Below are 24,989 nucleotides of genomic sequence, written 5' to 3'. Positions count from 1 at the left end.
TAAACCCGTTTAGGCCGCTACCCCTGCTCTGCCACCAGCAGCGCCAGGGTATCCGCTTCCAGCGCTCTGAAAATATGCTCACGGTCAGCGGGATAACAGATGTAATCGCCGGGCAGCAGCTCCTCTGGCGCCTCTTTCAGCCCGACCAGCGCCCGGCCCTGGGTGACAATAATATGCTCTACCGATCCGGCATGATGAGGCAGTGACAGCCGGTCGGCCCCCGGCTGGGTCATCAGCAGGTAGATGTCACGGCGCGCGCCCGGCGGGCAGCTGGCCAGCAGGATCGCCTCATAGTTCGCTTCCCCGGCCACCACTTTTGCGCCTTCACCACGGCGGATCACCTGGGTTTTCTGTGGTTCCGGCTCCAGCAGTCTGGCAAACGGGATATTGAGCGCCACGCACAGCGCCCAGAGCGTCTCCAGGCTGGGGTTACCGTTGCCCGCTTCCAGCTGCGACAGCGTGGATTTTGCAATCCCCGCTCTTCTGGCCACTTCGGCCAGGGAAAGCCCGGCCAGTGTACGCTCGCGGGTTAAACTCTCTGCAATTACCGCAATGGGTTGGGTCATCGGCTGCCTCAGTGTTCGCTAAAACGAACGAAACGTTCGGGTTGATATTCAATGTTACTGCGTTCATTATAATGTCAATTTCGTTCGTTATGGTAAATATCTCATGATCGCCCGTCATTTTTCATCGCTCGCGCCGGATACGCGCAAAGCCATTTATTTGATCTGCCTCGCCGTTGGCGTGGTGGGCATTTCCTATGGCTCGCTGGCAACTGCCTACGGCTTCCCGCTCTGGGTGCCGCTGTTCTCCAGCCTGTTTGTACTGGCCGGGGCATCGGAATTTATGTTTATTGCCATTGTCGCCGCAGGGGGAAATCCGCTGGCGGCTGCGCTGGCCGGGCTGCTGGTCAACGCGCGCCATTTCCCTTTTGGCATTGCCGTGCGCGATCTGGTCGGGTCGCGTCTTTCCGCCCTGCTGGGCTGCCACATTATGAATGATGAGAGCGTGGTCTTCGGCCTGTCGCAGCCTACGCCACCGCAGCGCAAAGCCGCTTTCTGGCTGTGCGGGCTGGGGGTGGCCGTGGTCTGGCCCCTGGGCGCGGTGCTGGGCAGCGTGATTGGTCAGCTACTGCCGGATACTCAGGTCATCGGGCTGGATGCCGTGTTTCCCGCCATTTTAATCGCGCTGGTGATCCCGGCGCTGAAATCCCGCCTCACGCTGACGCGGGCCTCCTGCGGCGCGGCGCTGTCGCTGCTCGCCGTCCCCTTTACCCCGACCGGGTTGCCGGTTCTGTTATCGCTGGCCGGGCTGCTGGCCGGGAGGAAGAAATCATGACAGGCAACGTCACGATCGTCGCCGGGATTGTGCTGCTGGCCTGCGGCACCTGGCTGATGCGTTTTGCCGGAGCAAAACTGGGTAATCGTCTGGCGCTGTCTGACCATGCCCGTCAGCTGCTGTCCGATGCCGCCACCACGCTGCTGTTTGCGGTCGCCCTTGGCAACACCTTCTACGAAGGTGTTCAGTTTGCGGGGATTGCACGGGTCGCCGGCGTGGCGGTGGCGGTGCTGCTGGCGTGGCGCAAAACACCGCTGATTGTGGTGATCCTTGCCGCAGCGGCGGTCACCGCGCTGTTACGCTATGCAGGCATCCCCTAACCCCACCCCGGCTTTAATTCGGCGTTATGTGCAGGCGAAGCTAGAATTACAGAGATCGGTCGTCGCCTGCGTGATGAGATGCGCGGCAAACCGCAGCCCGCCTCCCTGCCTGTGTATCAACAAGGGGGCTTAAGCGCCTAAGCGGAGACCGTTCAGTGACTCTTTTTCATCGTTTTTTTCACCATGAAAAAAATGCTCACCACCTCAAAAAGGAAATGAAAATGCCGAAGATTTTAGTGCTTTATCACTCAATGTACGGTCATGTTGAAACGCTGGCACACACGGTCGCTGAAGGGGCTGCCAGCGTTGCAGGCGCGCAGGTTACGGTAAAGCGGGTGCCGGAAACCATGGACAGCGACGCTTTCAAAACTTACGGTGGCAAAACCGACCAGCAGGCTGATGTTGCCTCACCGGCAGAGCTGGCCGACTATGATGCGATTATCATCGGCACCCCCACGCGCTTTGGCAACATGTCAGCACAGATGCGTAACTTCCTCGACCAGACCGGCGGCCTGTGGGCGAAAGGCGCACTGGTCGGCAAAGTGGCCAGCGTGTTTACCTCAACAGGCACCGGGGGCGGGCAGGAAATGACCATCACCTCCACCTGGACAACCCTGGCGCATCACGGGATGATCATTGTGCCTCTCGGTTACAGCACGCCAGAGCTGTTTGATATTTCGCAGGTGAGTGGCGGAACACCTTACGGGGCGTCCACCCTGGCCGGCGGCGACGGTTCACGCCAGCCCGATGAGCGCGAACTGGCTATCGCCCGACATCAGGGAAAACACGTGGCAGAAATTGCCCTGAAACTGAAATAGCCCACCGGCCAGCGTCAAAGAGATGAGCCCTCCTCATCTCTTTTTTTTGCGCTTCGTTCCTCTGCGCGCTGCCTTTCGCTGTCAACGATACGCTTTTGCGCTACACTCTGCGCCGAAGCCACCCGGCGTATCTGTTGCAGGAGTTTGACCATGATAATTCGCCCGTTTACTGAAGCCGATCGGCCCTTTTTGCGCACCCTTTTTCTTGCCTCCCGCAAGGCTAACTGGACCTGGCTGGATGACGGCGAATGGCAGCTGGAGGATTTCGACCAGATCACGCTGGGCGAGCGGGTGCTGGTCGCGGAAGAGGACGGTCACCGCCTTGGATTTGCCGCCGTGCTGGACAACGATAATTTTCTGCACAGCCTGTTTGTTGACCCGGTCTATCAGGGGAGCGGTGCGGGTAGTGCTCTGCTACAGGCGGTTCAGAACAGTTTTACTTCAACCGGTGCGCTGAAGTGCCTGGCAGAAAACCTTCAGGCACAGAGTTTTTATAAAAAGCACGGCTGGCGGGTTGCGGCCCACGGCGAGAGCGATCAGGGCGAATACCTGTTGATGCACTACGTGCTCCCCTCCCGCTAAGCGCAGTTTCGCGCAAACCCCTGGCGCTAATCTTCACGCATTATTCGGAGACTTTTGATAAAAAGAGACCGAAAATGAAACAACGTTTAGCGCCATTATCCGACACCATTCAACGTCTGCTCCCTGAAATTACAAGCGTCTATCAGGATCTTCACGCGCACCCCGAGCTGTCGATGCAGGAGTTCCGCACCGCCGGGATCGTCGCCCACTTTCTCAACAAATTCGGCTACGACGTCAGCGAGAAAATCGGTGTGACCGGGGTGGTGGGTATCTTACGCAACGGTGACGGGAAAACCGTGATGCTGCGTGCCGATATGGATGCCTTGCCGATGGAGGAACATACCGGCCTGCCCTTTGCCAGCAAAGTTAGCGCTGAAACGCTGGAGGGGGTCAAAACCCCGGTGGCCCATATGTGCGGGCATGACCTGCACGTTGCCTGGATGCTCGGCGTGGCCAGCGTACTGGCGCAGCATCGCGACGCCTGGCAGGGTACGCTGATGCTGGTATTTCAACCCGGTGAAGAGACCGCTTCCGGCGCACTGGCGATGATTGCAGACATGAAAACGGATTTTCCGAAACCCGATATTATCCTCGGCCAGCATGTGATGGTGGGTGACGCCGGTACGGTCAGCTGCCGGCCCGGTGCCATTCTGACCGCAGGCGACAGCCTGCAAGTGAAGTTCCTCGGCAGGGGCGCACACGGTTCTAACCCGCAGAATGCGATCGACCCGGTGATGATGGCAGCGTTTACCGCCGTACGCCTGCAAACCATCGTCTCGCGTGAAACCTCCCCGCTCGACAGCACCGTGCTGACTATCGGGGCGATCCAGGGGGGCAACAAAGAGAACATTATTCCCGACGATGCGCTGCTTAAACTCAATATCCGCACCTGGGACGATGCCGTGCGCACTCGCGTACTGGATTCTGTGACGCGTATCTGCACCTGTGAAAGTCATGCTTCCGGTGCGGCGGACCCGGAGATTAGCGTGATTAGCCGCTATCCGCTCACCGGAAACGATCGCGACTCGACGGAACGGCTGGGGAAAAGCTTTACCACCTTTTTCGGCGGCAGGGCCTTGCTTGCTGAACCCGCGATGAACAGCGAAGACTTCAGCCATTTTGGCCGTAGCTGGAATGTGCCGTATGTTTTCTGGTTTGTTGGCGGCACGGAAAAGTCCGTCTGGGCTGAGGCGGTGAAAAAGAATACGACGCATCAGATCCCGGCCAACCACTCTTCGATGTTTAAAATCGAGCTGGATCCGTCGCTACAGACCGGCATTGAAGCGATGATCGTCGCGGCATTCACCTGGTTATCATGCTGCGGATGAAGAGATGTTAACGGCTTTTGATTTTGTCGACCTGATGGGCACCTTTGCCTTCGCGCTGAGCGGGGCGACGGCCGGGGTAAAAGAAGATTTTGACTTCTTTGGCGTCTTTGCTCTCACCACCGTGACCGCCGTCGGGGGCGGCGTCATACGTGATATCTGCATTTCTGACCTGCCCCCTGCGGGCCTGACCAGCATCCCTTGTCTGCTGGCTATTGTTGCCGCGCTGGTCTGTGTCTCCTTTTTTCAGCGGGTTATCCTCTCTTTTGAGAAAGCCACGCTGTTTTTTGACGCGCTGGGACTGGGTTTTTTTGCCGCGTTCGGCGCCAATAAAACCTGGCAATATAGCCATAATGTTGAATTGTCGATTCTGCTGGGCTGCGTCAGCGCATCAGGCGGGGGTTGCCTGCGCGATCTGCTGACCGGCAAACCCCCCGGTATCTTCAGCCAGGATATTTATGCCAGTGCGGCGGCGGCAGGCGCAGCGCTGGAGTTGTGCGGTTCTGCCGGGCTGGTGCCGCAGTCAGTCAGTGCCTGGGTGGCGGTGGCGACCTGCACCCTGATACGGCTGATTTCACTGAAATATAAAATCGGCTTGCCCTCGATTAAACACAACGGGCTATAATGCCGTTTTCGTCTACAGAGAATGGCAGCAGAAACCAGGATGAACAGCAGACCCCTTCACGAACAGGCTGGCGTGAGTAAAAACGCTTACGAGATGCTGCAATACCTGAAACGTATCGCGCGTGGCGATGCGGCGTTTACTCTCCAGGACACCCTGCTTAACCACCGCTGCAATGTCACGCCCGATAATGATTTCACCCTGATTAATCAGCTGTTTGATGCGGGGAAAATTGATTTTGACTATTCGATGGTGGACGGGTTTCAGCAGAGGCACGTGCGGCTGGCGTAACCCGCCAACAGCGGGCCGCCCCGAAAAGGGTCGGCCCCTGGGCCTTTTGTGACGGCCCGCCAGCAATTACAGCGCGCGGAACGCGATATCTTCCGGGATCACTTCCCCCTGCCAGTAAAGCTGCGCCGCCACGCGGTTCGCCAGCTGGCGATAAAGCCCGGTAAACTCACTTTCAGGCCGACGGATCACCGTGGGTTCTCCGTTATCCAGATCTTCGCGCAGGCTGATATGCAGCGGCAGCTGGCTCAGTAGTTGGGTATGGTACTGCTGCGCCAGTTTTTCCGCGCCGCCGGTGCCAAAGATCGCCTCATGGTGACCACACTCGCTGCAAATATGCATGCTCATGTTTTCCACCACGCCCAGCACCGGGACATTCACTTTTTCAAACATCACGATGCCTTTGCGGGCATCAATCAGCGCAATATCCTGCGGCGTGGTGACCACCACCGCGCCGGTGACCGGCACGTTCTGCGCCAGCGTCAGCTGAATGTCACCGGTGCCCGGCGGCATGTCCAGCACCAGATAATCCAGCTCCGGCCACAGCGTTTCATTTAACAGCTGCATCAGCGCCTTGCTTGCCATCGGCCCGCGCCACACCATGGCGTTGTCCTCTGTCACCAGATAGCCAATCGAGTTGGTCGCCAGGCCGTGAGCGATGATCGGGGCCATATGCGTTCCGTCCGGCGAGGTGGGACGCTGGTCTTCAACGCCCAGCATATCCGGGATGGACGGGCCGTAAATATCCGCATCCAGCAGACCGACTTTCGCCCCTTCGGCCGCCAGCGCCAGCGCCAGGTTGACTGCCGTGGTCGATTTTCCCACCCCGCCTTTGCCGGAGCTGATGGCAATAATGTTTTTCACACCGTTGACGCCCGGCCGGTTTTTAACCCGTTGCAGCGTCGCCACGTTGAGCGTTAAACGCCAGGCGATGGCCGCTGCGCCCGTCAGACGCAGCAGTTCGGCACTGGTGCTGGCTTTCAGCGCCTCGAACGGGGTCTGCCAGACAAAAGGCATACTCAGTTCAATATGCAGGGTATTGTCCATCAGGGCACAGTGATGCAGCGCCCTGAGCGTGGTCAGGTTATGCTGCAAAGTAGGATGCCCGAACGTGCTCAGCACGCCCATCACGATAGCGCGCAGCGCTTCAGGGGAATGATTTCCCTGGGATTGTGAAGTCATCTGGATTCCTTGATTATGCTGGTGGTTCTGTCGGTACTGATAGCCTGAAGCATATCAGATTCTGACTCAGGCTGACGTCAACCGCAGGAAAAATCCATCAGCGGCCCAAGCCCTTGTTTACGCAGGGTCCGGCAATCGGTTACCATCTAAACCCCCTTTTCAACAGGAATGAGCTAACTCTCCCTATGACTCAAGTCGCGAAAAAAATTTTGGTAACGTGCGCACTGCCGTACGCTAATGGCTCCATCCATCTCGGCCACATGCTCGAGCATATCCAGGCAGATATTTGGGTCCGTTACCAGCGAATGCGCGGCAACCAGGTTTACTTCATCTGTGCGGATGACGCACACGGTACGCCAATCATGCTGAAAGCTCAGCAGATGGGCATTGCGCCGGAGCAGATGATTGCCGATATGAGTCAGGAACATCAGACCGACTTTGCCGGTTTTGATATCAGCTATGACAACTATCACTCGACGCACAGCGAAGAGAACCGTGAGCTGTCTGAGCTGATCTATACTCGCCTGAAAGAGAACGGTTTTATTAAGAACCGCACCATTTCTCAGCTCTACGATCCGGAAAAAGGCATGTTCCTGCCCGATCGTTTCGTCAAAGGCACCTGTCCGAAATGTAAAGCGCCCGATCAGTACGGCGATAACTGTGAAGTCTGCTCAGCAACTTACAGCCCGACAGAGTTAATCGACCCGAAATCCGTGGTTTCCGGTGCCACGCCGGTGATGCGTGACTCTGAGCATTTCTTCTTCGATCTGCCAGAGTTCAGCGCGATGTTGCAGGCCTGGACCCGCTCCGGCGCGCTGCAGGAGCAGGTTGCGAATAAAATGCAGGAGTGGTTCGAATCCGGCCTGCAACAGTGGGACATCTCACGCGATGCGCCGTATTTCGGCTTCGAGATCCCCGGTGCGCCAGGCAAGTATTTTTACGTCTGGCTGGATGCGCCAATCGGCTACATGGGCTCTTTCAAGAACCTGTGCGATAAGCGCGGCGACATCGACTTTGATGCCTTCTGGCAGAAAGATTCCGATGCCGATCTCTACCACTTTATTGGTAAAGATATCGTCTATTTCCACAGCCTGTTCTGGCCGGCAATGCTGGAAGGCAGCAATTTCCGCAAGCCGACCAACCTGTTTGTTCACGGTTACGTCACGGTTAACGGCGCGAAAATGTCAAAATCGCGCGGCACCTTTATTAAAGCCAGCACCTGGCTGCAACATCTGGATGCCGACAGCCTGCGTTACTACTACGCGGCGAAGCTCTCCTCACGTATCGACGATATCGACCTGAACCTGGAAGATTTCGTGCAGCGTGTGAATGCCGATATCGTGAACAAAGTGGTCAACCTGGCATCGCGTAACGCGGGCTTTATCAGCAAACGCTTCGGCGGGCAGCTCTCCGCTGAACTGGCCGACCCGGCGCTGTACAACACCTTTACCGATGCCTCAGCCAGCATTGGTGAAGCCTGGGCCAGCCGCGAGTTTGGCCGTGCGGTGCGTGAAATTATGGCGCTGGCCGACGTCGCTAACCGCTACGTGGACGAGCAGGCGCCGTGGGTGGTGGCGAAGCAGGAAGGCCGCGATGCCGACCTTCAGGCCATCTGCTCGATGGGCATCAACCTGTTCCGCGTGCTGATGACCTGGCTGAAACCGGTAATGCCATCCCTGACCGAACGCTGTGAAGCGTTCCTGAATCAGGAACTGAGCTGGGACGGTATCGAACAGCCGTTGCTGAACCACACCATTGCCCCCTTTAAAGCGCTGTATGGCCGCATTGAGATGGATAAAGTGAACGGGCTGATCGAAGCCTCGAAAGAGGATGCGGCGGCGGCGAAAGCCCCAGCCAGCGGCCCGCTGGCGGACGATCCTATTCAGGACACCATCACCTTTGACGATTTTGCCAAAGTGGATATGCGCATTGCGCTGATTGAGAACGCGGAATTTGTCGAAGGCTCCGACAAGCTGCTGCGTCTGTCACTCGATCTGGGCGGTGAAAAGCGTAACGTGTTCTCCGGCATTCGTGCCGCTTACCCGGACCCGTCCGTGCTGGTAGGCCGTCTGACGGTCATGGTCGCGAACCTGGCACCGCGTAAAATGCGCTTCGGTCTCTCTGAAGGCATGGTGATGGCGGCAGGTCCCGGTGGCAAAGACATTTTCCTGCTCAGCCCGGACAGCGGCGCACAGCCAGGCCAGCAGGTTAAATAACCACCGTGCTTTGTAGGGGTTGACCTTCTTTACCGGTCAATCCGTTGTTAAGATGTCAGTCATCTGCACGGGGCGACCGCAAAAGGGTCGCCCCCTACTGTTCAGGACACTGAATGCATACCGCCCTCGTTACGCTATGGCAATATCTCCGCGCCTTCATCATTATTTATCTGTGCCTTTATGCCGGGCGTGGCCTCTCTGCCCTGCTGCCGGTCGCTATCCCCGGCAGTATCCTTGGCATGTTAATGCTGTTTGCTCTCCTTGCCTTTCAGCTTCTCCCTGTTCACTGGGTAAAACCCGGCTGTCATCTGCTGATCCGCTATATGGCGCTGCTGTTCGTCCCCATCAGCGTTGGCGTGATGAACGATATGGATATCCTCACCGCGCAGTTTGGCCCGATCGTTATCTCCTGTGTGGTCAGTACCCTGGTGGTGCTGGTCACCATCGGGCTGATGTCGCAGCGCCTTAACGACCGCCACCAGCGGCGAACAGGAGCGCAGGATGAGTGATATCTGGTGGTCCCTGCCGCTGACTATTCTGGTGTTCCTCGCGGCGCGCAAACTGGCAGCCAGAGCCAAAATGTCGATCGTCAATCCGCTGCTGATTGCCATGGCGGTCATCATCCCGCTACTGCTGCTGCTGCAAATGCCCTACACGCGCTACTTCCAGGGCAGCGCCCTGCTTAACGATCTGCTTCAGCCTGCCGTTGTAGCGCTGGCACTGCCGCTCTACGAGCAGATGCATCAGATCCGCGCGCGCTGGAAATCGATTATCAGCGTCTGCTTTGTCGGCAGTATCACGGCGATGGTGTCCGGTACGGCCATTGCTCTGTGGCTGGGAGCAACGCCGCAAATTGCCGCCACGCTGCTGCCGAAGTCGGTCACCACGCCGATTGCCATGGCGGTGTCAGGGACGCTTGGCGGCATTCCGGCCATCAGCGCCATCTGCGTACTGCTGGCGGGAGTGCTGGGCGCCGTTTTCGGCCATATGCTGCTTAATCTGCTGCGGGTGCGCAGCAAATCCGCACGCGGGCTGGCGATTGGCAATGCCTCGCACGCGCTGGGCACCGCCAGAGCGGCCGAACTCGACTATCAGGAAGGTGCGTTCAGTTCGCTGGCGCTGGTGCTGTGCGGCATTATTACTTCACTGCTGGCGCCGTTCATTTTCCCTCTGCTGATGGCGCTCTGGGGCTAAAACTTGCGATAAGTCTCGCAATTTGCTGATCAATTTCATTTATTACATTGATAGAGAGATTTAGATCACATATAACTGGCTGCCGGCCCGCTAGCATGGGCTGCTTTTTGCGAGAGGCTCACTATGCACCCACGTTACCAGCAGGCATTTGCCACACTTCCTGATCTGCTACAGAATGCCCTTCAGCCGATAATATCCGCTGACGATTTTGCCGGATTTATCACCGCCAGCCAGGCACAGCAGTTGAAACAACACTGCGGGCTCGACGACAGCGAGCTGGCCTTTGCCCTGCTGCCGCTGGCCGCCGCCTGCGCCGTGGCAACGCTGTCTGACTTTAAGGTCGGGGCCATCGCCCGAGGTAAAAGCGGAACGCTGTGGTTTGGCGCCAATATGGAGTTTTCCGGGGCGACCATGCAGCAGACGGTTCACGCTGAGCAGAGTGCCGTTACCCACGCCTGGCTGCGCGGCGAAAGCAGCCTGGAAAGCATTACCGTGAACTACACCCCCTGCGGTCACTGCCGTCAGTTTATGAATGAACTGAACAGCGGCAGCGGGCTGACCATCGAACTGCCTGGCCGCGCCGCCGCCACGCTGGGCCACTACCTGCCGGACTCCTTCGGGCCGCGCGACCTGGCCATCACCACGCTGCTGATGGACGATATCGATCACGGTTTCAGCGCCACGGGTGATGCGCTGGAACAGGCCGCAGTGGCCGCCGCCAGCCGCAGCCACGCGCCTTACAGCAAAGCCTGGAGCGGCGTCGCACTGCAAACCACCGGCGGCAGCCTCTTCGCCGGGCGCTATGCGGAGAATGCCGCCTTTAACCCCAGCCTGCCACCGCTGCAGGGCGCACTGAACCTGCTTAACCTGAGCGGCCATGCATTGAGTACTATTCAGCGCGCCGTTCTGGCCGAAGCGCCGGACGCCGCCCTCAGCCAGCAAAGTGCTACCGCTGCGACCCTGGCCGCGCTGGGTTGCACCCATTTCAGTACGGTTGCACTGGTTAAGGCGTAAGGAAAGTCACTGTAATTCGAGAAAGATCGCAGCTTTTGTTATTGCGTGTTAACAAAAGCTGTACTTTCAGATGAATTATTTTAGGATTGGCCCCACAACATCCCGATCCTAATAGAGTATGAATTCATGGAACTCGAATACGAAAGTAAACGACCGCTGTACATCCCTTATGCTGGCCCGATCCTGCTGGAATTCCCCCTACTGAACAAAGGCAGTGCGTTCTCAATTGAAGAGCGAAATGACTTCAACCTGAACGGCCTGCTGCCAGAAACGGTAGAAAGCATCGAGGAGCAGGCAGAGCGCGCATGGCGTCAGTTCCAGGACTTCAAAAACAATAACGATAAACACGTCTACCTGCGCAATATTCAGGACACCAACGAAACCCTGTTCTACCGTCTGCTCGACAATCATCTGGAAGAGATGATGCCAATCATCTACACCCCAACCGTGGGTGCCGCCTGTGAGCACTTCTCAGAAATTTACCGTCGCGCACGCGGTCTGTTTATCTCTTATCCGAACCGCGCCAATATCGAAGATATGCTGCAGAACGCCACTAAGCAGAATGTGAAAGTGATCGTGGTGACCGACGGTGAGCGTATTCTCGGACTGGGCGATCAGGGCATTGGCGGCATGGGCATTCCTATTGGTAAGCTTTCACTCTATACCGCCTGCGGCGGCATCAGCCCGGCGTATACCCTGCCGGTCGTGCTGGATGTCGGCACCAATAATCAGCAGCTGCTGAACGACCCGCTGTATATGGGCTGGCGTCATCCGCGCATCACTGGCGAAGAGTATGACAGCTTCGTCAATGAGTTTATCAATGCGGTGAAAAGCCGCTGGCCGAATGTGCTGTTGCAGTTCGAAGACTTCGCCCAGAAAAATGCCATGCCGCTGCTGGAACGTTACCGCGATGAAGTGTGCTGCTTTAATGATGATATTCAGGGCACGGCGGCGGTTACGCTGGGCACCCTGATTGCTGCCAGCCGCGCCGCAGGCAGCAAGCTGTGTGAGCAGAAGGTAGTGTTCCTCGGTGCCGGTTCTGCCGGGTGTGGCATTGCCGAGCAGATTATTGCGCAGATGAAGTCGGAAGGCCTGAGCGATGAAGAAGCCCGCGCACGTGTATTCATGGTTGACCGCTTTGGTCTGCTGACCGACAAGCTGCCAAATCTGCTGAACTTCCAGAGCAGGCTGGTACAGAAAAGTGAGAGCCTGGCGAGCTGGGACAGCAGCAGTGATTCGCTGTCACTGCTGGATGTGGTGCGTAATGCCCAACCCAACATTATGATTGGCGTATCCGGCCAGCCGGGTCTGTTCAGTGAAGAGATCGTGCGCGAGATGCATAAGCACTGTGCCCGTCCGATTATCATGCCGCTGTCGAACCCGACTTCACGCGTGGAAGCTACTCCGCAGGATATTATGGCGTGGACCGACGGTAATGCGCTGGTGGCGACGGGCAGCCCGTTCTCTCCGGCGGTCTGGAAAGATAAAACCTACCCGATTGCCCAGTGCAACAACTCGTACATCTTCCCTGGCATTGGTCTGGGCGTGATTGCTTCAGGTGCTACCCGCGTGACGGACAGCATGCTGATGGCAGCAAGCCGTGCGCTGGCGGATTGCTCACCGTTGGTCAATGACGGCTTTGGCCCGGTGCTGCCGGAAGTGAAAGACATTCAGGGCGTGTCAAAACTGATTGCGATGGCGGTCGGTAAAGCTGCGCAGCTGGCAGGCGTTGCCGTAGTTACTTCTGAAGATGTGCTGTCAAAAGCCATTGCGGCCAACTTCTGGCTGCCGCAGTATCGTAACTATCGTCGTACCTCAATTTAAGCCTCATCCCCCCTTCCCCGCCGTGCCGGTGAGGAAGGGGGATTGTGTGAAAACAAACCATTCAACACACTGTTACTTGCTTCACTCCCCCGCCTCAAGTAGCCTTGATGCCACTTTCCCCCGGCAACCCGAGCACCGTTCAGCATGTTGAAACGCCTGACTTATGGTCTGATCATCATCATCACCCTGGTGGTTCTGACCGCGCTTGGGCTCGATCGCTGGATCAGCTGGAAAACCGCACCCTACGTCTATGATGATATGAAGTCATTACCCCATCGTCAGGTCGGTGTGGTGCTGGGTACGGCTAAATATTACCGCACCGGCGTGATTAACCAGTATTACCTCTACCGCATGCAGGGAGCGATCAACGCTTACAACAGCGGCAAGGTGAATTATCTGCTGCTGAGCGGCGATAACGCCCAGCAAAGCTATAACGAACCGATGACGATGCGCCGCGATTTAATCGCCGCCGGCGTCGATCCGTCAGATATCGTGCTGGATTACGCCGGTTTCCGCACGCTCGACTCGATAGTACGCACCCGTAAGGTTTTTGATACCAACGACTTCATCATTATCACTCAGCGCTTCCACTGCGAGCGGGCGCTGTTTATTGCCCTGCATATGGGGATTCAGGCCCAGTGTTACGCCGTGCCTTCACCGAAAAATATGTGGAGCGTGCGGATGCGTGAAGTGGGTGCCCGTCTGGGCGCGCTGGCCGATCTGTATATTATGAAGCGAGAGCCGCGCTTCCTCGGCCCGCTGGTGCCAATCCCGGCGCGCCATGAAGTCCCGGAAGATGCCCAGAGTTATCCGGCGGTGACGCCAGAGCAGCTGCTGGATATTCAGCAGAAGAAATAAAAAGGGCCAACCCCAAAAGCGGTCGGCCCCTCAACTCTTTTCCCTTCGTCACCTTTTCCGGCCGACCTGTCTGGCCGACCCGAACGGTCAGGGTAAAATTATTTCTTACGTGCGTACTTCAGGGAATCCAGCGCTACCGCGAAGATGATGATGCCGCCCTTGATGATGTACTGCCAGTAAGGGTTAACGCCGATATAGGTCAGACCGTAGTTGATGACGGTGAAGATAATTACCCCGGTCACCACGCCTGCTACCGTACCCACACCACCGGCAAACGACACGCCGCCGACCACGCAGGCTGCAATCGCATCCAGCTCATACATAAAGCCGAGGTTGTTGGTGGCAGAGCCGATACGGCCCGCTTCCAGCATCCCGCCAAAGGCGTAGAACACACCGGATAATGCATACACCAGAATCAGGTTCCACGGCACGTTAACGCCAGAGACGCGCGCCGCTTCCGGGTTACCACCGATGGCAAAAATGTTCTTACCGAAGCGTGTTTTATTCCACAGGATCCACACCACGAAGATGGCGATAATCGCGTAGAAGGTAATGTACGACAGTTTGAAATCACCAAGACGCAGGAAGCCCTGAGCAAAAGTCGAGAATTTCTCGTCAAAGCCCGCTACCGGCGAAGCGCCCACGAAGTCGTAATACAGTGAGTTAACACCGTAAACGATGATCATGGTACCGAGCGTGGTGATAAATGGCGTCACCTTCAGGTAAGCAATGATCACGCCGTTAATCAGACCAATCAGTGCACCAATCGCACAGACAATGGCAATCACCACCGCAATCGGCATGGTTTCCAGATGCGGGAACACCTTGTTAGCGTTGTCCATCGCCTGCAACAGCGTTGCGGCAACCACTGCGGCCAGACCCACCTGACGCCCTGCTGACAGATCCGTGCCCTGGGTGACAATCAGACCAGCAACACCCAGCGCAATAATCACGCGCACTGAGGACTGAGTCAGGATGTTACTCAGGTTCATTAAACTTAAAAACGTTGGGTCCTGGATAATAATGATGGCCAGTAATACCATCAGCACCACATAAATCCCACCTTCTTTCAACCAGGTGAGTGCACTTTTCTTATTCACTGCTTTCATAGTAACAGCCCTTACATCATTAAAGGTGCAACGATGCCAAACGCAATATTTCGTTTTGCGTGGTTGTCTTCGTTTCGACAATGCCTGCAGCCAGGCCATTACTCATTACCAGAATACGATCGGTAACGCCCAACAACTCTGGCATTTCAGAAGAGATAATAATAATGCCCTTACCCTTCTTCGCCAGTTCTGAAATCAACTGATAGATTTCAAATTTCGCCCCCACGTCAATACCACGCGTGGGTTCGTCGAGCATCAGTATTTCCGGCTGGGTTAATAACCAACGACCGATAATCACTTTCTGCTGATTACCACCAGATAAAGAGCCAATCGACGTATGGTGACCCGGTGTTTTTACCCGCATGGAGTCAATCACCCACTGGGTGTCGCTCTTCATCCGGCTATTATCCAGCAGGCCGATACTGTTTTTATACTTGCTGATATTTGAAATCAGCGAGTTAAAACCAATATCCAGGTACGCGTAAATCCCGGTAGAACGACGCTCTTCCGTGACCAGCGCGAAGCCATGATTAATCGCTTCGTTAGCGCTGTGGTTATTAATCGATTTACCGTGCAGCTTAATCGTACCGCCCGATTTTTCGCGTATACCAAACAGAGTTTCAACGATATCGGTACGTTTTGCTCCGACCAGGCCCGCAATACCGAGAATTTCCCCTTTACGCAAATCGAAAGAGATATCACGGATCGACGGCTGACGCAGCGAGGTCAGATTACGTACCTCAAGGATGGTTTCACCCGGCACGTTGGTTTTATCCGGGAAGCGCTGATTCAGCGAACGTCCCACCATCATGGAGATGATCTTATCCATATCCAGCCCTTCAAGGGACTGAGTGGCAATCCACTGACCGTCGCGCAGGATGGTAATTTCGTCACACAGCTGGAAAATCTCTTCCATTTTATGCGAAATATAAATAATTCCGCAGCCGCGATCCTTCAGCTTACGAATAATCGTAAACAGATGGTTCACTTCTTTTTCCGTCAGGGATGAGGTCGGCTCATCCATAATGACAATTTTTGCATTATAGGAAAATGCTTTGGCAATTTCGATCATCTGCATTTGCGAAACAGAAAGCGAAATTACTTTATCCCGTGGGTCAATATCAATATCCAGCTCGTCGAAGATCGCTTTAGTATCGCGATACATTTTATCCTGGTCGACGAAAAAGCCTTTCTTTGGATAACGGCCCAGCCACATGTTATCCATTACCGTACGTTGCAGAACCAGGTTTAATTCCTGATGCACCATCGACACGCCATTTTCCAGCGCCTCTTTGGAGCTCTTGTAATTAACTTCCTCGCCCTGAAAAAGAATGCTCCCCGCATCTTTACTGTAAATGCCAAAAAGGCACTTTAAGAGTGTTGATTTTCCGGCACCATTCTCTCCCATCAGGGCATGAATCGAATGTGGACGGACTTTTAAATTAACATTATCGAGCGCTTTTACACCGGGGAATGACTTACTGACATCGGTCATCTCCAGTAAAAATTCGCGCTGTGTTTGCACGTTATCGCTGCCCATATTTCTACCCGGCTGAGTGGTGTGGAGTCAGGTCACCCTGACTCAACGCCTGAAAAAGGGTGCTGAAAATCAGCACCCGTATCAGATTGTACTTATTTCGGCAGGTCTGCCAGGTTGTCTTTATCGACCGGTACATAGGCAACGCGGACGACTTTACCGTCCAGTTTATAATCGGTGCCTTCGGTAGCAGGTTTACCCGCCGCCAGGTTGATCGCCATATCCAGCGTCGCTTTTGCCTGGTTTTTCGCATCATTCAGCACGGTGCCGGCCATTGCACCAGATTTCACCATCGCCAGCGCTTCTGGCAGGGCATCCACACCAAACACCGGAACAGATGACTTGTTGTGGGCTTTCAGCGCTTCAACTGCACCCATTGCCATCGCATCGTTGTTGGCGATAACCACTTCAATTTTGTTACCGTTCGGGCCAGATAACCAGGCATCCATCTTGTCTTTCGCCTGGGCGGTATCCCACATGGCGGTATCCAGATGCAGCTGCTGAGTTTTGATGCCGTCTTTGTTCAGCGTATCGATCACGTATTTGGTACGCGCTTCCGCATCCGGGTGACCCGGCTCGCCTTTCAGCAGAACGAACTGAATCTGGCCATCTTTGTTCAGATCCCAGGCCGCGTTCGCTTTCCAGTGTTTCTCAATCAACTCGCCCTGCTTCACGCCGGATTCTTTCGAGTCGGTGCCAACATAGTAAGCTTTGTCATAGCTGGCCAGCGCTTTTGCCGTTGGCTCTTTGTTAAAGAACACCACCGGGATGTCATTCGCTTTTGCTTTGCTGATCACCACTGCGGCAGCCGCCGGGTCAACCAGGTTGATTGCCAGAGCTTTCACGCCTTTAGCAACCAGAACGTCCACCTGGTCGTTCTGCGTTGACTGGCTGTTCTGCGAGTCATTCATCAGCAGCTGAACGCCTGGGTTGTTCTTGGCTTCTTTCTCAATATCCTTGCGCACGACGGACATAAAGTTGTCGTCGTATTTGTAAATGGTGACGCCGATACGGGTATCAGCTGCCTGAGCAGTTGCGCCAAACAGCATGGTGGCCACCAGGGCGCTGAGAGTGAAAACCTTCTTATTCATGGTATCTCCGGTTTTTGTAGGGTAGTACTCAACGCCGCGTACCGGCAGATGACCAGATACGGAGCGATCAGTTGGGTGGCGGTGACGCGAAAGGTTAATTCCAGGATCAGCGGCACCGACAATGGTTAACATCAAACCCGACTTCCCTGTACGGAATGCTTCCTGAATGCTGTGTGTGTGAAACTGTTTCACAGGGCGGCAAAAGTACCATCATAAAAGGCTCAACTGCCGTTACATAATGTTTCAAACCCTGTAGGACGCTGTCATCATAGAGAAGGCGTTGTTAATTAACTGTGAATTTACTCACAGATTGGAAACGGTTACATCTCAGATTCGCCTGAGTTAGTGACGGCCGCCACATTTTGTCGGGTTGCAACGGAATGCCGCCGTACCAGGGTGGGCATAAAGCAGTGACGGGCGCTGCTGTCCAGCTCGCCAGCGGCCCCTTTTAACGCCAGTTCGGTGGCCAGTTTAGCCATAGAAACAATCGGGTAGCGCACCGTGCTCAGCTGTGGGTCGGTGTAGCGCGAGATAGGAATGTCGTCGAAACCCACCACGGACAGCTGCTGCGGCACCGCGATGCCGTTATCTTTCAGCGCGGCCAGTGCCCCGGCCGCCATGCTGTCGTTATAGGCAAATACCGCCGTCAGATGCAGATTACGCCCCAACAGCTCGACCATGGCCGCCTCACCGCCCTGTAAATCCGGCTCACCGGCGGCACACCAGCTCTCGACTGGCGTGACGCCCTGCTCGCTCAGCGCCTGCGCCCAGCCGTCACGCCGCTGGTCGTTATCTTCAATCGGATGTACAGAACCGAGGTAACCAATGCGCTGATGCCCGTGCTGTTGCAGCATACGCATCGCCATCAGCGCACCGCTGACGTTGTCCAGACAGACGCAGCGATGGGCAAAGCCGGGCACAATACGGTTGACCAGTACCATGCCGGGAACCTGCTGCATCAGCGAGGCAAGCTCCTGGTCACCCAGGGCTTTTGCGTGGACAATCAGTGCGTTACAGCGTTGACGAATCAGCACTTCGATGGCGTGGCGCTCTTTATCCGCCTGGTGATAGGAGTTGTTGATAAGCACATGTTTTTGCAGGCGCTGGGCCACGGTATCAACCGCTTTCACCAGCGCGCCAAAGAAGGGATCGGACACGTCCATCACCACCACGCCAATGGTGTCACTGACCTGAGTGGCCAGCGCCTGCGCGTTGGCATTGGGGCGGTAGCCGAGTCGTGCAACCGTTTTCAGAACGGTCTCGCGCGTGTCACCGGTCACCGCGGCACTGTTATTCAGCACCCTGGAGACGGTCGCCACGGAAACGCCCGCCTCACGGGCGACATCACGAATGGTAATCATCGGCGATCACCACAGAAGCTTAATTTTTGCATAGCCTTTCCTGACCCAGACGCATTCTGGCGTCTATTCTGTCAGGCGGCAGCCGCAGGCTACGTGAATTCCGTCACAGGCTTGAAAACGGTTACATACAAATTTGTAACCTTTGTGACGAATATCATCTTCCGCTGAGTGTTCGATCCTCCTGTTTCACTCCGGCACCGGTAAGACGCCGCCACAACCACTCGACCGGGCCCTGGCGGAAGAAACGCAGCCAGCAGACGGAAAACAGCAGGTTACAGGCCCAGACCAGCGGGACAATCAGCAGAAGTTGCAGGCGATCGAAGTGGTTAAACAACGCGAAGTGGTTAAACAATGTGGTACAGATCAGGGTCTGTAACAGATAGTTGCTTAACGCCATGCGGCCCACTGACGTCACGGCGCGGCTCAGACGCCAGCGCTGGATCTGCGGCCACCAGCCGAAGCACAGTGCGGCATAGCCCAGCGACTGTAAGGGCGCGCTGATTTCGCGTGGGACCTGCAGGAAAAAACCGGCCCAGCGGAAGTCCCATTTGACGTGCCACTGTAACGCAATTGACGTGGCCTCAATCAGCATGCCCAGCATCACCAGCAGCGCCCCGGTGCGGCGATAGTGCTGCACGCTCCAACTGCCGCGCAGCCAGCCCGAACGCATCAGTGCGGCACCCAGCATCATCAACCCGGCCAGCTGCCAGCCATACTGTGCCGCCAGCGCCATCAGCGCCGAACCGAGCATATCAAGGCGATTTATCGCGGCTTCCCAGCCACCCTGAGTGCGCCAGAAGGTTTCATACTGTACGTCGGCGGCGCCGGGCAGCCACGAGCTGTTCGGATTCGGGCCGGACGCCATGCCCAACACCACCAGCACCGCACTGCCAATCAGATACAGCATCACCCCGGTATTGAACAACTGACGGGTAGTGGCAACATCGCGGATCATGCGCCAGGCCACCAGCCCGGTCAGACCATAGGCCAGCAGAATGTCGCCCTCCCACAGCAGCGCAGCGTGCAGAAAGCCGAAAATGACCAGCCAGGAGAGGCGCGACTGTATCCAGCGCTTGCCGCGCGGCAGCAGCAGCTGCAACCCGGCACCAAACAGGATGGCGAACAGCGTCAGGAATTTTGCCTGGGCGAAAAGGTCCATGGTCGCCCACACCAGAAAATCAGAGAGTGACGGCAGACCCTGCCAGGCAGGATTGAGGTAGGCGGCCTTCGGCAATCCGAAGGCGGTAATATTCAGCAGCAGGATGCCGAGGATCGCCATCCCACGCACAAAATCCAGCGGAACAATACGGGGCATGACGGCTATCCTGTAGGGGCCAGACATCCTGACCCTGAATATTAACGATGGCGTACCGAACGCAGGAATTCCTGACGGGTATTCTGGCTGGACTTGAACAGCCCGCCCAGCGAGGTGGTGGTGGTGGCGCTGGTCGCGTCGCGAATACCGCGCGCCTTAACGCAGTAGTGAACCGCATCAATGGATACCGCCACGTTGCTGGTCCCCAGCAGGGTCTGCAACGCCACGAGGATTTGCTGCGTCAGTCTTTCCTGCACCTGCGGGCGCGACGAGAAGAACTGCACGATACGGTTGATTTTCGACAGACCAATCACTTTCTCTTTCGGGATATAGGCCACGGTTGCCTGGCCGTCGATAATCACAAAGTGATGCTCGCAGGTGCTGGTCAGCGTAATGTCACGGACCGTCACCATCTCATCCACTTTCATCTTATTTTCGATGACGGTGATTTTCGGGAAGTTAGCGTAGTCCAGCCCGGAAAACACCTCATTGACATACATTTTCGCGATCCGCTGCGGAGTTTCAGCCAGACTGTCATCTTCCAGGTCGAGATTCAGCAGCTGCATAATCTCGGTCATATGACCGGCGATCAGCTGCCTGCGCGTGTCATCGTCCATTTCACGTACGGGTGAACGCAGTGGGGTTTCCAGGCCGCGGGCAACCAGCGCCTCGTGAACCAGTGTGGCTTCCTGACTTAACGTCGCCATATGTTTCTCTTCTCCGGCAGGGTGTGACATGCCAGGATAAACAGTCCTGGCGAATTCTGAGGCGCTATTTTGGTACACATTGCGAGTGTAATCCAGTGAATCAATTTAATTGGCGATGAAACCGTTTCATTCAGCCGGCTCCTCACGCCGCCACACCAGCAGGCCTGCGACCAGCAGCGCGACCCCCGCCACATACAGCGCCGGTTCCAGCCGGTGCGTCAGTGCGGTGGAGATCGCCGACAGCAGCGGCCCCACCAGCTGACCAATGGCATAACCGGTAGTCAGCAGTCCGGCGAGGTAACGCGTGTGCAGCGGAGCCAGCTCACGGGCATATTGCAGAGAGAGCTGCACCACGCAGAGGAACCCGCCGCCGACCAGCGCGGCCCCAAGCGCCAGCCCGCCCAGACCGGGGATGATATCTGATGCAAACACCCCGACTGCCTGTACCCACAGCACCAGCGCCAGACGACGGTTGCTGTTCCCCAGGTGACGGGTCAGGATGCCGGTGACAATCCCCACCACGGCCGCGCCGCCGAACACCGGCCAGACAAACTGGCTAATCAGGCCGGGAAAACGCGTGGTGGCCATCTGCGCCAGAAAAGTCGCGGGCAGGATGTAACCAAACCCGGCCAGGCTGTAGCTCCAGACCAGCCGCTTCAGGCCTGCGGTGAGGCGCAGCGGCTCCGGTGCCGTTTCCGGGCGATGCAGCTGCCCGCTGCGCGGCAGCGTACGGGCAATCACCAATACCAGCACCAGCGCCAGCAGGCCGTAAGCGACCCAGGCCCAGGCCGCGCTGACCTGTTCACTGTGCAGCCACACCGCCAGCATGCCGCTGAGAAATATTCCGGTGCCCGGACCGGCAAACACCGCTGCGCTCAGTCCGGGGCGCTGATGACGATGCAGCTGCTCGTTGCTCCACGCCGCAATCAGCACCATCGCCCAGCCGCTGGCCCAGCCGATAAGAAAACGTACCACACCGTGCTGCCACGGGCCGGAAACCCATGCCGACAGCAGCGTCAGCGCTACTGCCCCCCAGACGCCGGCCTGCAAACGCCATTCGACGCGGCGGGTGGCGCGCATGGCATCAAATGAACCACAGAGGTAGCCAAGATAATTCAGCGCCGCCACCACCGCCGCACTGGTGAGTGAGAGCTGGTGCTCACCAATCATCAGGGGCACCTGCGGAGTAAAAGCAAAGCGCCCGATGCCCATCGCCACCACCAGCGCCAGAAAAGCACACAACGCAACACGTACTGCCATTTTAAACTCCCGGCCGATTTTAAGTTGCCATCAGCATGAGTGATGGTTAGAATCACAAAAAGTGAATAATACTAACGAAGTTGCTTACAATAAGAGAACAAATGGATCTGACTCAACTTAAAATGTTCTGCGCGGTGGCCGACAGCGGTTCCGTGGTGCGGGCGGCGGAGCAGTTACATCGGGTGCCATCGAACCTCACCACGCGCCTGCGTCAGCTGGAAGAAGAGCTGGGCACCGATCTGTTTATTCGCGAAAAGCAACGTCTGCGCCTGTCCCCGATGGGCCACAACTTTCTCTGCTACGCGCAGCGCATTCTCGCCCTGAGCGAAGAGGCGCTGAACATGGCGCACGGCGGCAAACCCGCCGGTAACTTTGCCCTGGGGTCGATGGAAAGCACCGCTGCCACGCGCCTGCCTTTGCTGCTGGCCGAGTTTCACCAGCGCTATCCGGTCGTGAACCTGGCGCTCAGTACCGGCACCTCTGCCGAAATCATCGAAAAAGTTCGCATCGGCACGCTCGGTGCAGCGCTGGCCGATGGCCCGGTCAGCGGCGACGAGCTGAACAGCTGCGTGGCGTTTCAGGAGCAGATGATCCTGATTTCCAGCCGGGAACATGCTCCGATAGTCACCCCGGACGATGCCGCAGGCAGCACGCTGTTTACCTTTCGCCCCGGCTGCTCTTACCGCACCCGCTTTGAGAACTGGTTCCGTGAAGCGGGCGTCCAGCCGGGCAGCGTGATGGAAATTCAGTCTTACCACGCCATGCTGGCCTGCGTCGCCAGCGGGTCAGGGCTGGCGATGCTGCCTGAAGCCGTGCTGGCCCAGATGCCGGGCCATGAGCGCGTACGCCAGCACCCGCTGCCGCCTGCGCTGCGCAAGACTGACACCCGACTGGTCTGGCGGCGGGATGCGTTTACGCCCAACGTCGAGGCACTGAAGTATCTGATTATTGAACAATTTGATGAGAAGTCCAGCGATTAACTGCTGTTTTCGTCAAGCCTGGTTACGCTTATTACACAATTCCGAATGACAGGAGCAACACATGCAGATGATTAAAACACGAGCCGCCGTCGCCTGGGGCCCTGGTGAACCACTGAAAATTGAAGAACTCGACCTGATGCCCCCGCAGAAAGGTGAAGTTCTGGTGCGCATCGTCGCCACCGGCGTCTGTCACACCGATGCCTACACGCTGTCGGGCAAAGATCCTGAGGGCGTGTTCCCTGCGGTGCTCGGCCACGAAGGCGGCGGCGTGGTGGAAGCCATCGGTGAAGGCGTGACCAGCGTGGCCGTGGGCGACCACGTGATCCCGCTGTATACCCCGGAATGCGGTAAGTGTAAGTTCTGTCTGTCCGGCAAAACCAACCTGTGCCAGGCCATCCGTGCCACCCAGGGCAAAGGTCTGATGCCAGACGGCACCACCCGTTTCTTCAAAGACGGCCAGCCCATTTTCCATTACATGGGCACCTCGACCTTCTCTGAATACACCGTTATCCCTGAGATCTCGCTGGCAAAAATCAGTAAAGAAGCGCCGCTGGAAGAAGTGTGCCTGCTGGGCTGCGGTGTTACCACCGGCATGGGTGCCGTGACCAATACGGCCAAAGTGAAAGAAGGCGATACCGTGGCGATCTTCGGCCTCGGCGGCATCGGCCTGTCGGCGATTATTGGGGCAAAACTGGCGAAAGCGGGTCGTATCATCGGGATTGATATCAATACCAGCAAATACGACCTGGCCCGTAAGCTGGGTGCCACCGACCTGATTAACCCGAAAGATTTCGATAAGCCGATTCAGGACGTGATCGTTGAGATGACTGACGGCGGCGTCGACTTCTCCTTCGAATGTATCGGTAACGTCAACGTAATGCGTTCAGCGCTGGAATGCTGCCACAAAGGCTGGGGCGAATCCGTGATTATCGGCGTGGCCGGTGCCGGTGAAGAGATCGCCACCCGCCCGTTCCAGCTGGTGACCGGGCGCGTCTGGCGCGGCTCTGCCTTCGGTGGCGTGAAAGGCCGTTCGCAGCTGCCGGGCATTGTGGAGCGCTATATGAACGGAGAGTTCCAGCTCAACGACTTCATTACTCACACCATGGCGCTGGAAGAGATCAACGAGGCGTTCGACCTGATGCATGAAGGAAAGTCGATCCGTTCCGTGGTGCATTTCGCTAAAAAATAAGAGAGGAAAGGATGCCATCTACTCTGGAACTCCTGGAAGAACATCGCCTGTTTGGCGGCTGGCAGCAGCGCTATCGCCACCCGTCCGTCAGCCTGAACTGTGCGATGACCTTCAGTATCTTTTTGCCAGGGCCAAAGAGCAGTACGCCACCGCCGGTGGTGTACTTCCTGGCGGGCCTGACCTGTAGCGACGAAAACTTCAGCGTGAAGTCCGGCGCGCAGCGCGTGGCGGCCGAACTCGGTCTGGTTCTGGTGATGCCGGATACCAGCCCGCGTGGAGAAGACGTGCCCAATGACGAAGGCTACGACCTCGGTCAGGGCGCAGGTTTCTACCTGAATGCGACCGAAGCGCCGTGGGCTGAACATTTTCGCATGTATGATTACATCAACAGCGAACTCCCTGCCCTGATTGCCGGTAATTTCAACGTCAGCGATCGTCAGGCGATTATGGGGCATTCGATGGGGGGGCACGGTGCTCTGATGATTGCACTGCGTAATCCGGGCAAGTTCAGCTCCGCCTCGGCGTTCGCGCCGATTGTGAACCCGCTGGAAGTGGCATGGGGACAGAAAGCGTTCCGCGCCTATCTGGGTGACGATATCAGCAGCTGGCAGCAGTACGACAGCTGCTGGCTGATGCGCAACGGCGGCGCGCAGCTGCCGATGCTGGTCGATCAGGGGGACAGCGATCAGTTCCTTGCCGACCAGCTGCGCCCGGAGCGGCTGGAAGCGCTGGCAGAAGAGTTGAACTACCCGTTAACCGTGCGGATTCGGCCGGGGTACGATCACAGCTACTTCTTTATCGCCAGCTTTGTGGAAGACCATCTGCGTTTCCACGCCAGGCACCTGCTGGCATAAAAAAG

25 protein-coding genes are annotated in these 24,989 nt (G+C 56.8%); 16 read left to right on the top strand and 9 right to left on the bottom strand.

The window, feature by feature from the left end; translation table 11 throughout:
- Positions 1 to 17 precede the first annotated feature (17 nt).
- Positions 18 to 566 (bottom strand): XRE family transcriptional regulator, encoded by a 549-nt coding sequence (locus ABEH87_RS01070; RefSeq protein ID WP_346573141.1) that lies wholly within the window; start codon positions 564 to 566, stop codon positions 18 to 20.
- A 103-nt stretch (positions 567 to 669) separates the two neighbouring features.
- Here ABEH87_RS01070 and ABEH87_RS01065 point away from each other — a divergent pair, with 103 nt between their 5' ends.
- The 7 genes from ABEH87_RS01065 (at position 670) to ABEH87_RS01035 (ending at position 5,296) form a co-directional block, all read left to right on the top strand.
- Positions 670 to 1,338 carry an AzlC family ABC transporter permease gene (locus ABEH87_RS01065; RefSeq protein ID WP_346573139.1) on the top strand — a complete coding sequence of 223 codons (669 nt, stop codon included), beginning with the start codon at positions 670 to 672 and terminating at the stop codon, positions 1,336 to 1,338.
- Positions 1,335 to 1,658: an AzlD domain-containing protein gene (locus ABEH87_RS01060; RefSeq protein ID WP_346573138.1), complete on the top strand. Its 324-nt coding sequence runs from the start codon at positions 1,335 to 1,337 to the stop codon at positions 1,656 to 1,658. The genes ABEH87_RS01065 and ABEH87_RS01060 overlap by 4 nt, the downstream gene beginning before the upstream one ends.
- A gap of 221 nt (positions 1,659 to 1,879) precedes the next feature.
- Positions 1,880 to 2,476: an NAD(P)H:quinone oxidoreductase gene (gene wrbA, locus ABEH87_RS01055; protein WP_346573136.1), complete on the top strand. Its 597-nt coding sequence runs from the start codon at positions 1,880 to 1,882 to the stop codon at positions 2,474 to 2,476.
- A 150-nt stretch (positions 2,477 to 2,626) separates the two neighbouring features.
- Complete coding sequence (locus ABEH87_RS01050; protein WP_346573134.1) at positions 2,627 to 3,058, top strand: GNAT family N-acetyltransferase; 432 nt, start codon at positions 2,627 to 2,629, stop codon at positions 3,056 to 3,058.
- Between the two features lie 74 nt (positions 3,059 to 3,132).
- Positions 3,133 to 4,386: an amidohydrolase gene (locus tag ABEH87_RS01045; protein WP_346573132.1), complete on the top strand. Its 1,254-nt coding sequence runs from the start codon at positions 3,133 to 3,135 to the stop codon at positions 4,384 to 4,386.
- Between the two features lie 4 nt (positions 4,387 to 4,390).
- Complete coding sequence (locus ABEH87_RS01040; protein ID WP_346573130.1) at positions 4,391 to 5,008, top strand: TRIC cation channel family protein; 618 nt, start codon at positions 4,391 to 4,393, stop codon at positions 5,006 to 5,008.
- Positions 5,009 to 5,047: 39 nt separating this feature from the next.
- Positions 5,048 to 5,296: a hypothetical protein gene (locus tag ABEH87_RS01035; RefSeq protein ID WP_346573128.1), complete on the top strand. Its 249-nt coding sequence runs from the start codon at positions 5,048 to 5,050 to the stop codon at positions 5,294 to 5,296.
- A 66-nt stretch (positions 5,297 to 5,362) separates the two neighbouring features.
- Here ABEH87_RS01035 and apbC read toward each other — a convergent pair whose 3' ends face one another.
- Positions 5,363 to 6,475 (bottom strand): iron-sulfur cluster carrier protein ApbC, encoded by a 1,113-nt coding sequence (gene apbC, locus ABEH87_RS01030; RefSeq protein ID WP_346573127.1) that lies wholly within the window; start codon positions 6,473 to 6,475, stop codon positions 5,363 to 5,365.
- A 185-nt stretch (positions 6,476 to 6,660) separates the two neighbouring features.
- Between apbC and metG the strand changes: the two genes are divergently transcribed.
- From metG to sanA, 6 genes are all read left to right on the top strand, one after another.
- On the top strand, positions 6,661 to 8,691 hold the full coding sequence (gene metG, locus ABEH87_RS01025; protein WP_346573125.1) for a methionine--tRNA ligase: 2,031 nt from the start codon (positions 6,661 to 6,663) through the stop codon (positions 8,689 to 8,691).
- Positions 8,692 to 8,804: 113 nt separating this feature from the next.
- Positions 8,805 to 9,200, top strand: a complete 396-nt coding sequence (locus ABEH87_RS01020; protein WP_346573123.1) for a CidA/LrgA family protein — start codon at positions 8,805 to 8,807, stop codon at positions 9,198 to 9,200.
- Positions 9,193 to 9,885, top strand: a complete 693-nt coding sequence (locus ABEH87_RS01015; protein ID WP_346573121.1) for a CidB/LrgB family autolysis modulator — start codon at positions 9,193 to 9,195, stop codon at positions 9,883 to 9,885. The genes ABEH87_RS01020 and ABEH87_RS01015 overlap by 8 nt, the downstream gene beginning before the upstream one ends.
- 123 nt (positions 9,886 to 10,008) lie before the next feature.
- Entirely contained in the window at positions 10,009 to 10,899 is an 891-nt protein-coding gene (gene cdd / locus ABEH87_RS01010) for a cytidine deaminase (protein ID WP_346573119.1), read from the top strand.
- A 126-nt stretch (positions 10,900 to 11,025) separates the two neighbouring features.
- The gene (locus ABEH87_RS01005) at positions 11,026 to 12,723 is read left to right on the top strand and encodes an NAD-dependent malic enzyme (RefSeq protein WP_346573117.1); all 1,698 of its coding nucleotides are present in this window, start codon (positions 11,026 to 11,028) and stop codon (positions 12,721 to 12,723) included.
- 144 nt (positions 12,724 to 12,867) lie between these two features.
- Complete coding sequence (gene sanA / locus ABEH87_RS01000) at positions 12,868 to 13,581, top strand: outer membrane permeability protein SanA (protein ID WP_346573116.1); 714 nt, start codon at positions 12,868 to 12,870, stop codon at positions 13,579 to 13,581.
- Positions 13,582 to 13,679: 98 nt separating this feature from the next.
- On the opposite strand, the gene mglC is transcribed toward sanA, so the two are convergent.
- From mglC to ABEH87_RS00965, 7 genes are all read right to left on the bottom strand, one after another.
- On the bottom strand, positions 13,680 to 14,690 hold the full coding sequence (gene mglC, locus ABEH87_RS00995; RefSeq protein ID WP_346573114.1) for a galactose/methyl galactoside ABC transporter permease MglC: 1,011 nt from the start codon (positions 14,688 to 14,690) through the stop codon (positions 13,680 to 13,682).
- Positions 14,691 to 14,709: 19 nt separating this feature from the next.
- Positions 14,710 to 16,230 carry a galactose/methyl galactoside ABC transporter ATP-binding protein MglA gene (mglA, locus tag ABEH87_RS00990; protein ID WP_346573113.1) on the bottom strand — a complete coding sequence of 507 codons (1,521 nt, stop codon included), beginning with the start codon at positions 16,228 to 16,230 and terminating at the stop codon, positions 14,710 to 14,712.
- Positions 16,231 to 16,322: 92 nt separating this feature from the next.
- On the bottom strand, positions 16,323 to 17,318 hold the full coding sequence (gene mglB / locus ABEH87_RS00985; protein WP_062742875.1) for a galactose/glucose ABC transporter substrate-binding protein MglB: 996 nt from the start codon (positions 17,316 to 17,318) through the stop codon (positions 16,323 to 16,325).
- 320 nt (positions 17,319 to 17,638) lie between these two features.
- Positions 17,639 to 18,679: an HTH-type transcriptional regulator GalS gene (galS, locus tag ABEH87_RS00980; protein WP_346573110.1), complete on the bottom strand. Its 1,041-nt coding sequence runs from the start codon at positions 18,677 to 18,679 to the stop codon at positions 17,639 to 17,641.
- A gap of 154 nt (positions 18,680 to 18,833) precedes the next feature.
- On the bottom strand, positions 18,834 to 19,994 hold the full coding sequence (gene yeiB / locus ABEH87_RS00975; protein ID WP_346573108.1) for a DUF418 domain-containing protein YeiB: 1,161 nt from the start codon (positions 19,992 to 19,994) through the stop codon (positions 18,834 to 18,836).
- 41 nt (positions 19,995 to 20,035) lie between these two features.
- Positions 20,036 to 20,701, bottom strand: a complete 666-nt coding sequence (folE, locus tag ABEH87_RS00970; protein WP_346574535.1) for a GTP cyclohydrolase I FolE — start codon at positions 20,699 to 20,701, stop codon at positions 20,036 to 20,038.
- Between the two features lie 126 nt (positions 20,702 to 20,827).
- Positions 20,828 to 21,961: a YbfB/YjiJ family MFS transporter gene (locus ABEH87_RS00965; RefSeq protein WP_346573106.1), complete on the bottom strand. Its 1,134-nt coding sequence runs from the start codon at positions 21,959 to 21,961 to the stop codon at positions 20,828 to 20,830.
- Positions 21,962 to 22,062: 101 nt separating this feature from the next.
- Between ABEH87_RS00965 and ABEH87_RS00960 the strand changes: the two genes are divergently transcribed.
- The 3 genes from ABEH87_RS00960 to fghA all read left to right on the top strand — a co-directional run bounded on the left by ABEH87_RS00960 (position 22,063) and on the right by fghA (position 24,984).
- Entirely contained in the window at positions 22,063 to 22,941 is an 879-nt protein-coding gene (locus tag ABEH87_RS00960) for a LysR family transcriptional regulator (protein WP_346573104.1), read from the top strand.
- 61 nt (positions 22,942 to 23,002) lie between these two features.
- Entirely contained in the window at positions 23,003 to 24,130 is a 1,128-nt protein-coding gene (locus tag ABEH87_RS00955) for an S-(hydroxymethyl)glutathione dehydrogenase/class III alcohol dehydrogenase (protein WP_346573102.1), read from the top strand.
- Positions 24,131 to 24,141: 11 nt separating this feature from the next.
- On the top strand, positions 24,142 to 24,984 hold the full coding sequence (gene fghA / locus ABEH87_RS00950; RefSeq protein WP_346573100.1) for an S-formylglutathione hydrolase: 843 nt from the start codon (positions 24,142 to 24,144) through the stop codon (positions 24,982 to 24,984).
- Positions 24,985 to 24,989: the final 5 nt, after the last annotated feature.

It is taken from the genome of Erwinia sp. Eh17-17 (assembly GCF_039675725.1).
Lineage (GTDB): Bacteria > Pseudomonadota > Gammaproteobacteria > Enterobacterales > Enterobacteriaceae > Erwinia.
The sequence above is the reverse complement of the archived record's forward strand: the minus strand, read 5'-3'. Positions and strand labels throughout refer to the sequence as shown.

Coding starts and splice junctions, on each gene's coding strand:
- metG (WP_346573125.1), top strand. CDS start 6,661: ATGACTCAAGTCGCGAAAAAAATTTTGGTAACGTGCGCACTGCCGTAC.
- yeiB (WP_346573108.1), bottom strand. CDS start 19,994: ATGCCCCGTATTGTTCCGCTGGATTTTGTGCGTGGGATGGCGATCCTC.
- mglA (WP_346573113.1), bottom strand. CDS start 16,230: ATGGGCAGCGATAACGTGCAAACACAGCGCGAATTTTTACTGGAGATG.
- ABEH87_RS01045 (WP_346573132.1), top strand. CDS start 3,133: ATGAAACAACGTTTAGCGCCATTATCCGACACCATTCAACGTCTGCTC.
- ABEH87_RS00955 (WP_346573102.1), top strand. CDS start 23,003: ATGCAGATGATTAAAACACGAGCCGCCGTCGCCTGGGGCCCTGGTGAA.
- ABEH87_RS01070 (WP_346573141.1), bottom strand. CDS start 566: ATGACCCAACCCATTGCGGTAATTGCAGAGAGTTTAACCCGCGAGCGT.
- ABEH87_RS01015 (WP_346573121.1), top strand. CDS start 9,193: ATGAGTGATATCTGGTGGTCCCTGCCGCTGACTATTCTGGTGTTCCTC.
- cdd (WP_346573119.1), top strand. CDS start 10,009: ATGCACCCACGTTACCAGCAGGCATTTGCCACACTTCCTGATCTGCTA.
- mglB (WP_062742875.1), bottom strand. CDS start 17,318: ATGAATAAGAAGGTTTTCACTCTCAGCGCCCTGGTGGCCACCATGCTG.
- galS (WP_346573110.1), bottom strand. CDS start 18,679: ATGATTACCATTCGTGATGTCGCCCGTGAGGCGGGCGTTTCCGTGGCG.
- ABEH87_RS01020 (WP_346573123.1), top strand. CDS start 8,805: ATGCATACCGCCCTCGTTACGCTATGGCAATATCTCCGCGCCTTCATC.
- ABEH87_RS01060 (WP_346573138.1), top strand. CDS start 1,335: ATGACAGGCAACGTCACGATCGTCGCCGGGATTGTGCTGCTGGCCTGC.
- fghA (WP_346573100.1), top strand. CDS start 24,142: ATGCCATCTACTCTGGAACTCCTGGAAGAACATCGCCTGTTTGGCGGC.
- ABEH87_RS01005 (WP_346573117.1), top strand. CDS start 11,026: ATGGAACTCGAATACGAAAGTAAACGACCGCTGTACATCCCTTATGCT.
- wrbA (WP_346573136.1), top strand. CDS start 1,880: ATGCCGAAGATTTTAGTGCTTTATCACTCAATGTACGGTCATGTTGAA.
- ABEH87_RS01065 (WP_346573139.1), top strand. CDS start 670: ATGATCGCCCGTCATTTTTCATCGCTCGCGCCGGATACGCGCAAAGCC.
- mglC (WP_346573114.1), bottom strand. CDS start 14,690: ATGAAAGCAGTGAATAAGAAAAGTGCACTCACCTGGTTGAAAGAAGGT.
- ABEH87_RS01050 (WP_346573134.1), top strand. CDS start 2,627: ATGATAATTCGCCCGTTTACTGAAGCCGATCGGCCCTTTTTGCGCACC.
- apbC (WP_346573127.1), bottom strand. CDS start 6,475: ATGACTTCACAATCCCAGGGAAATCATTCCCCTGAAGCGCTGCGCGCT.
- ABEH87_RS01035 (WP_346573128.1), top strand. CDS start 5,048: ATGAACAGCAGACCCCTTCACGAACAGGCTGGCGTGAGTAAAAACGCT.
- ABEH87_RS00960 (WP_346573104.1), top strand. CDS start 22,063: ATGGATCTGACTCAACTTAAAATGTTCTGCGCGGTGGCCGACAGCGGT.
- ABEH87_RS01040 (WP_346573130.1), top strand. CDS start 4,391: ATGTTAACGGCTTTTGATTTTGTCGACCTGATGGGCACCTTTGCCTTC.
- ABEH87_RS00965 (WP_346573106.1), bottom strand. CDS start 21,961: ATGGCAGTACGTGTTGCGTTGTGTGCTTTTCTGGCGCTGGTGGTGGCG.
- sanA (WP_346573116.1), top strand. CDS start 12,868: ATGTTGAAACGCCTGACTTATGGTCTGATCATCATCATCACCCTGGTG.
- folE (WP_346574535.1), bottom strand. CDS start 20,701: ATGGCGACGTTAAGTCAGGAAGCCACACTGGTTCACGAGGCGCTGGTT.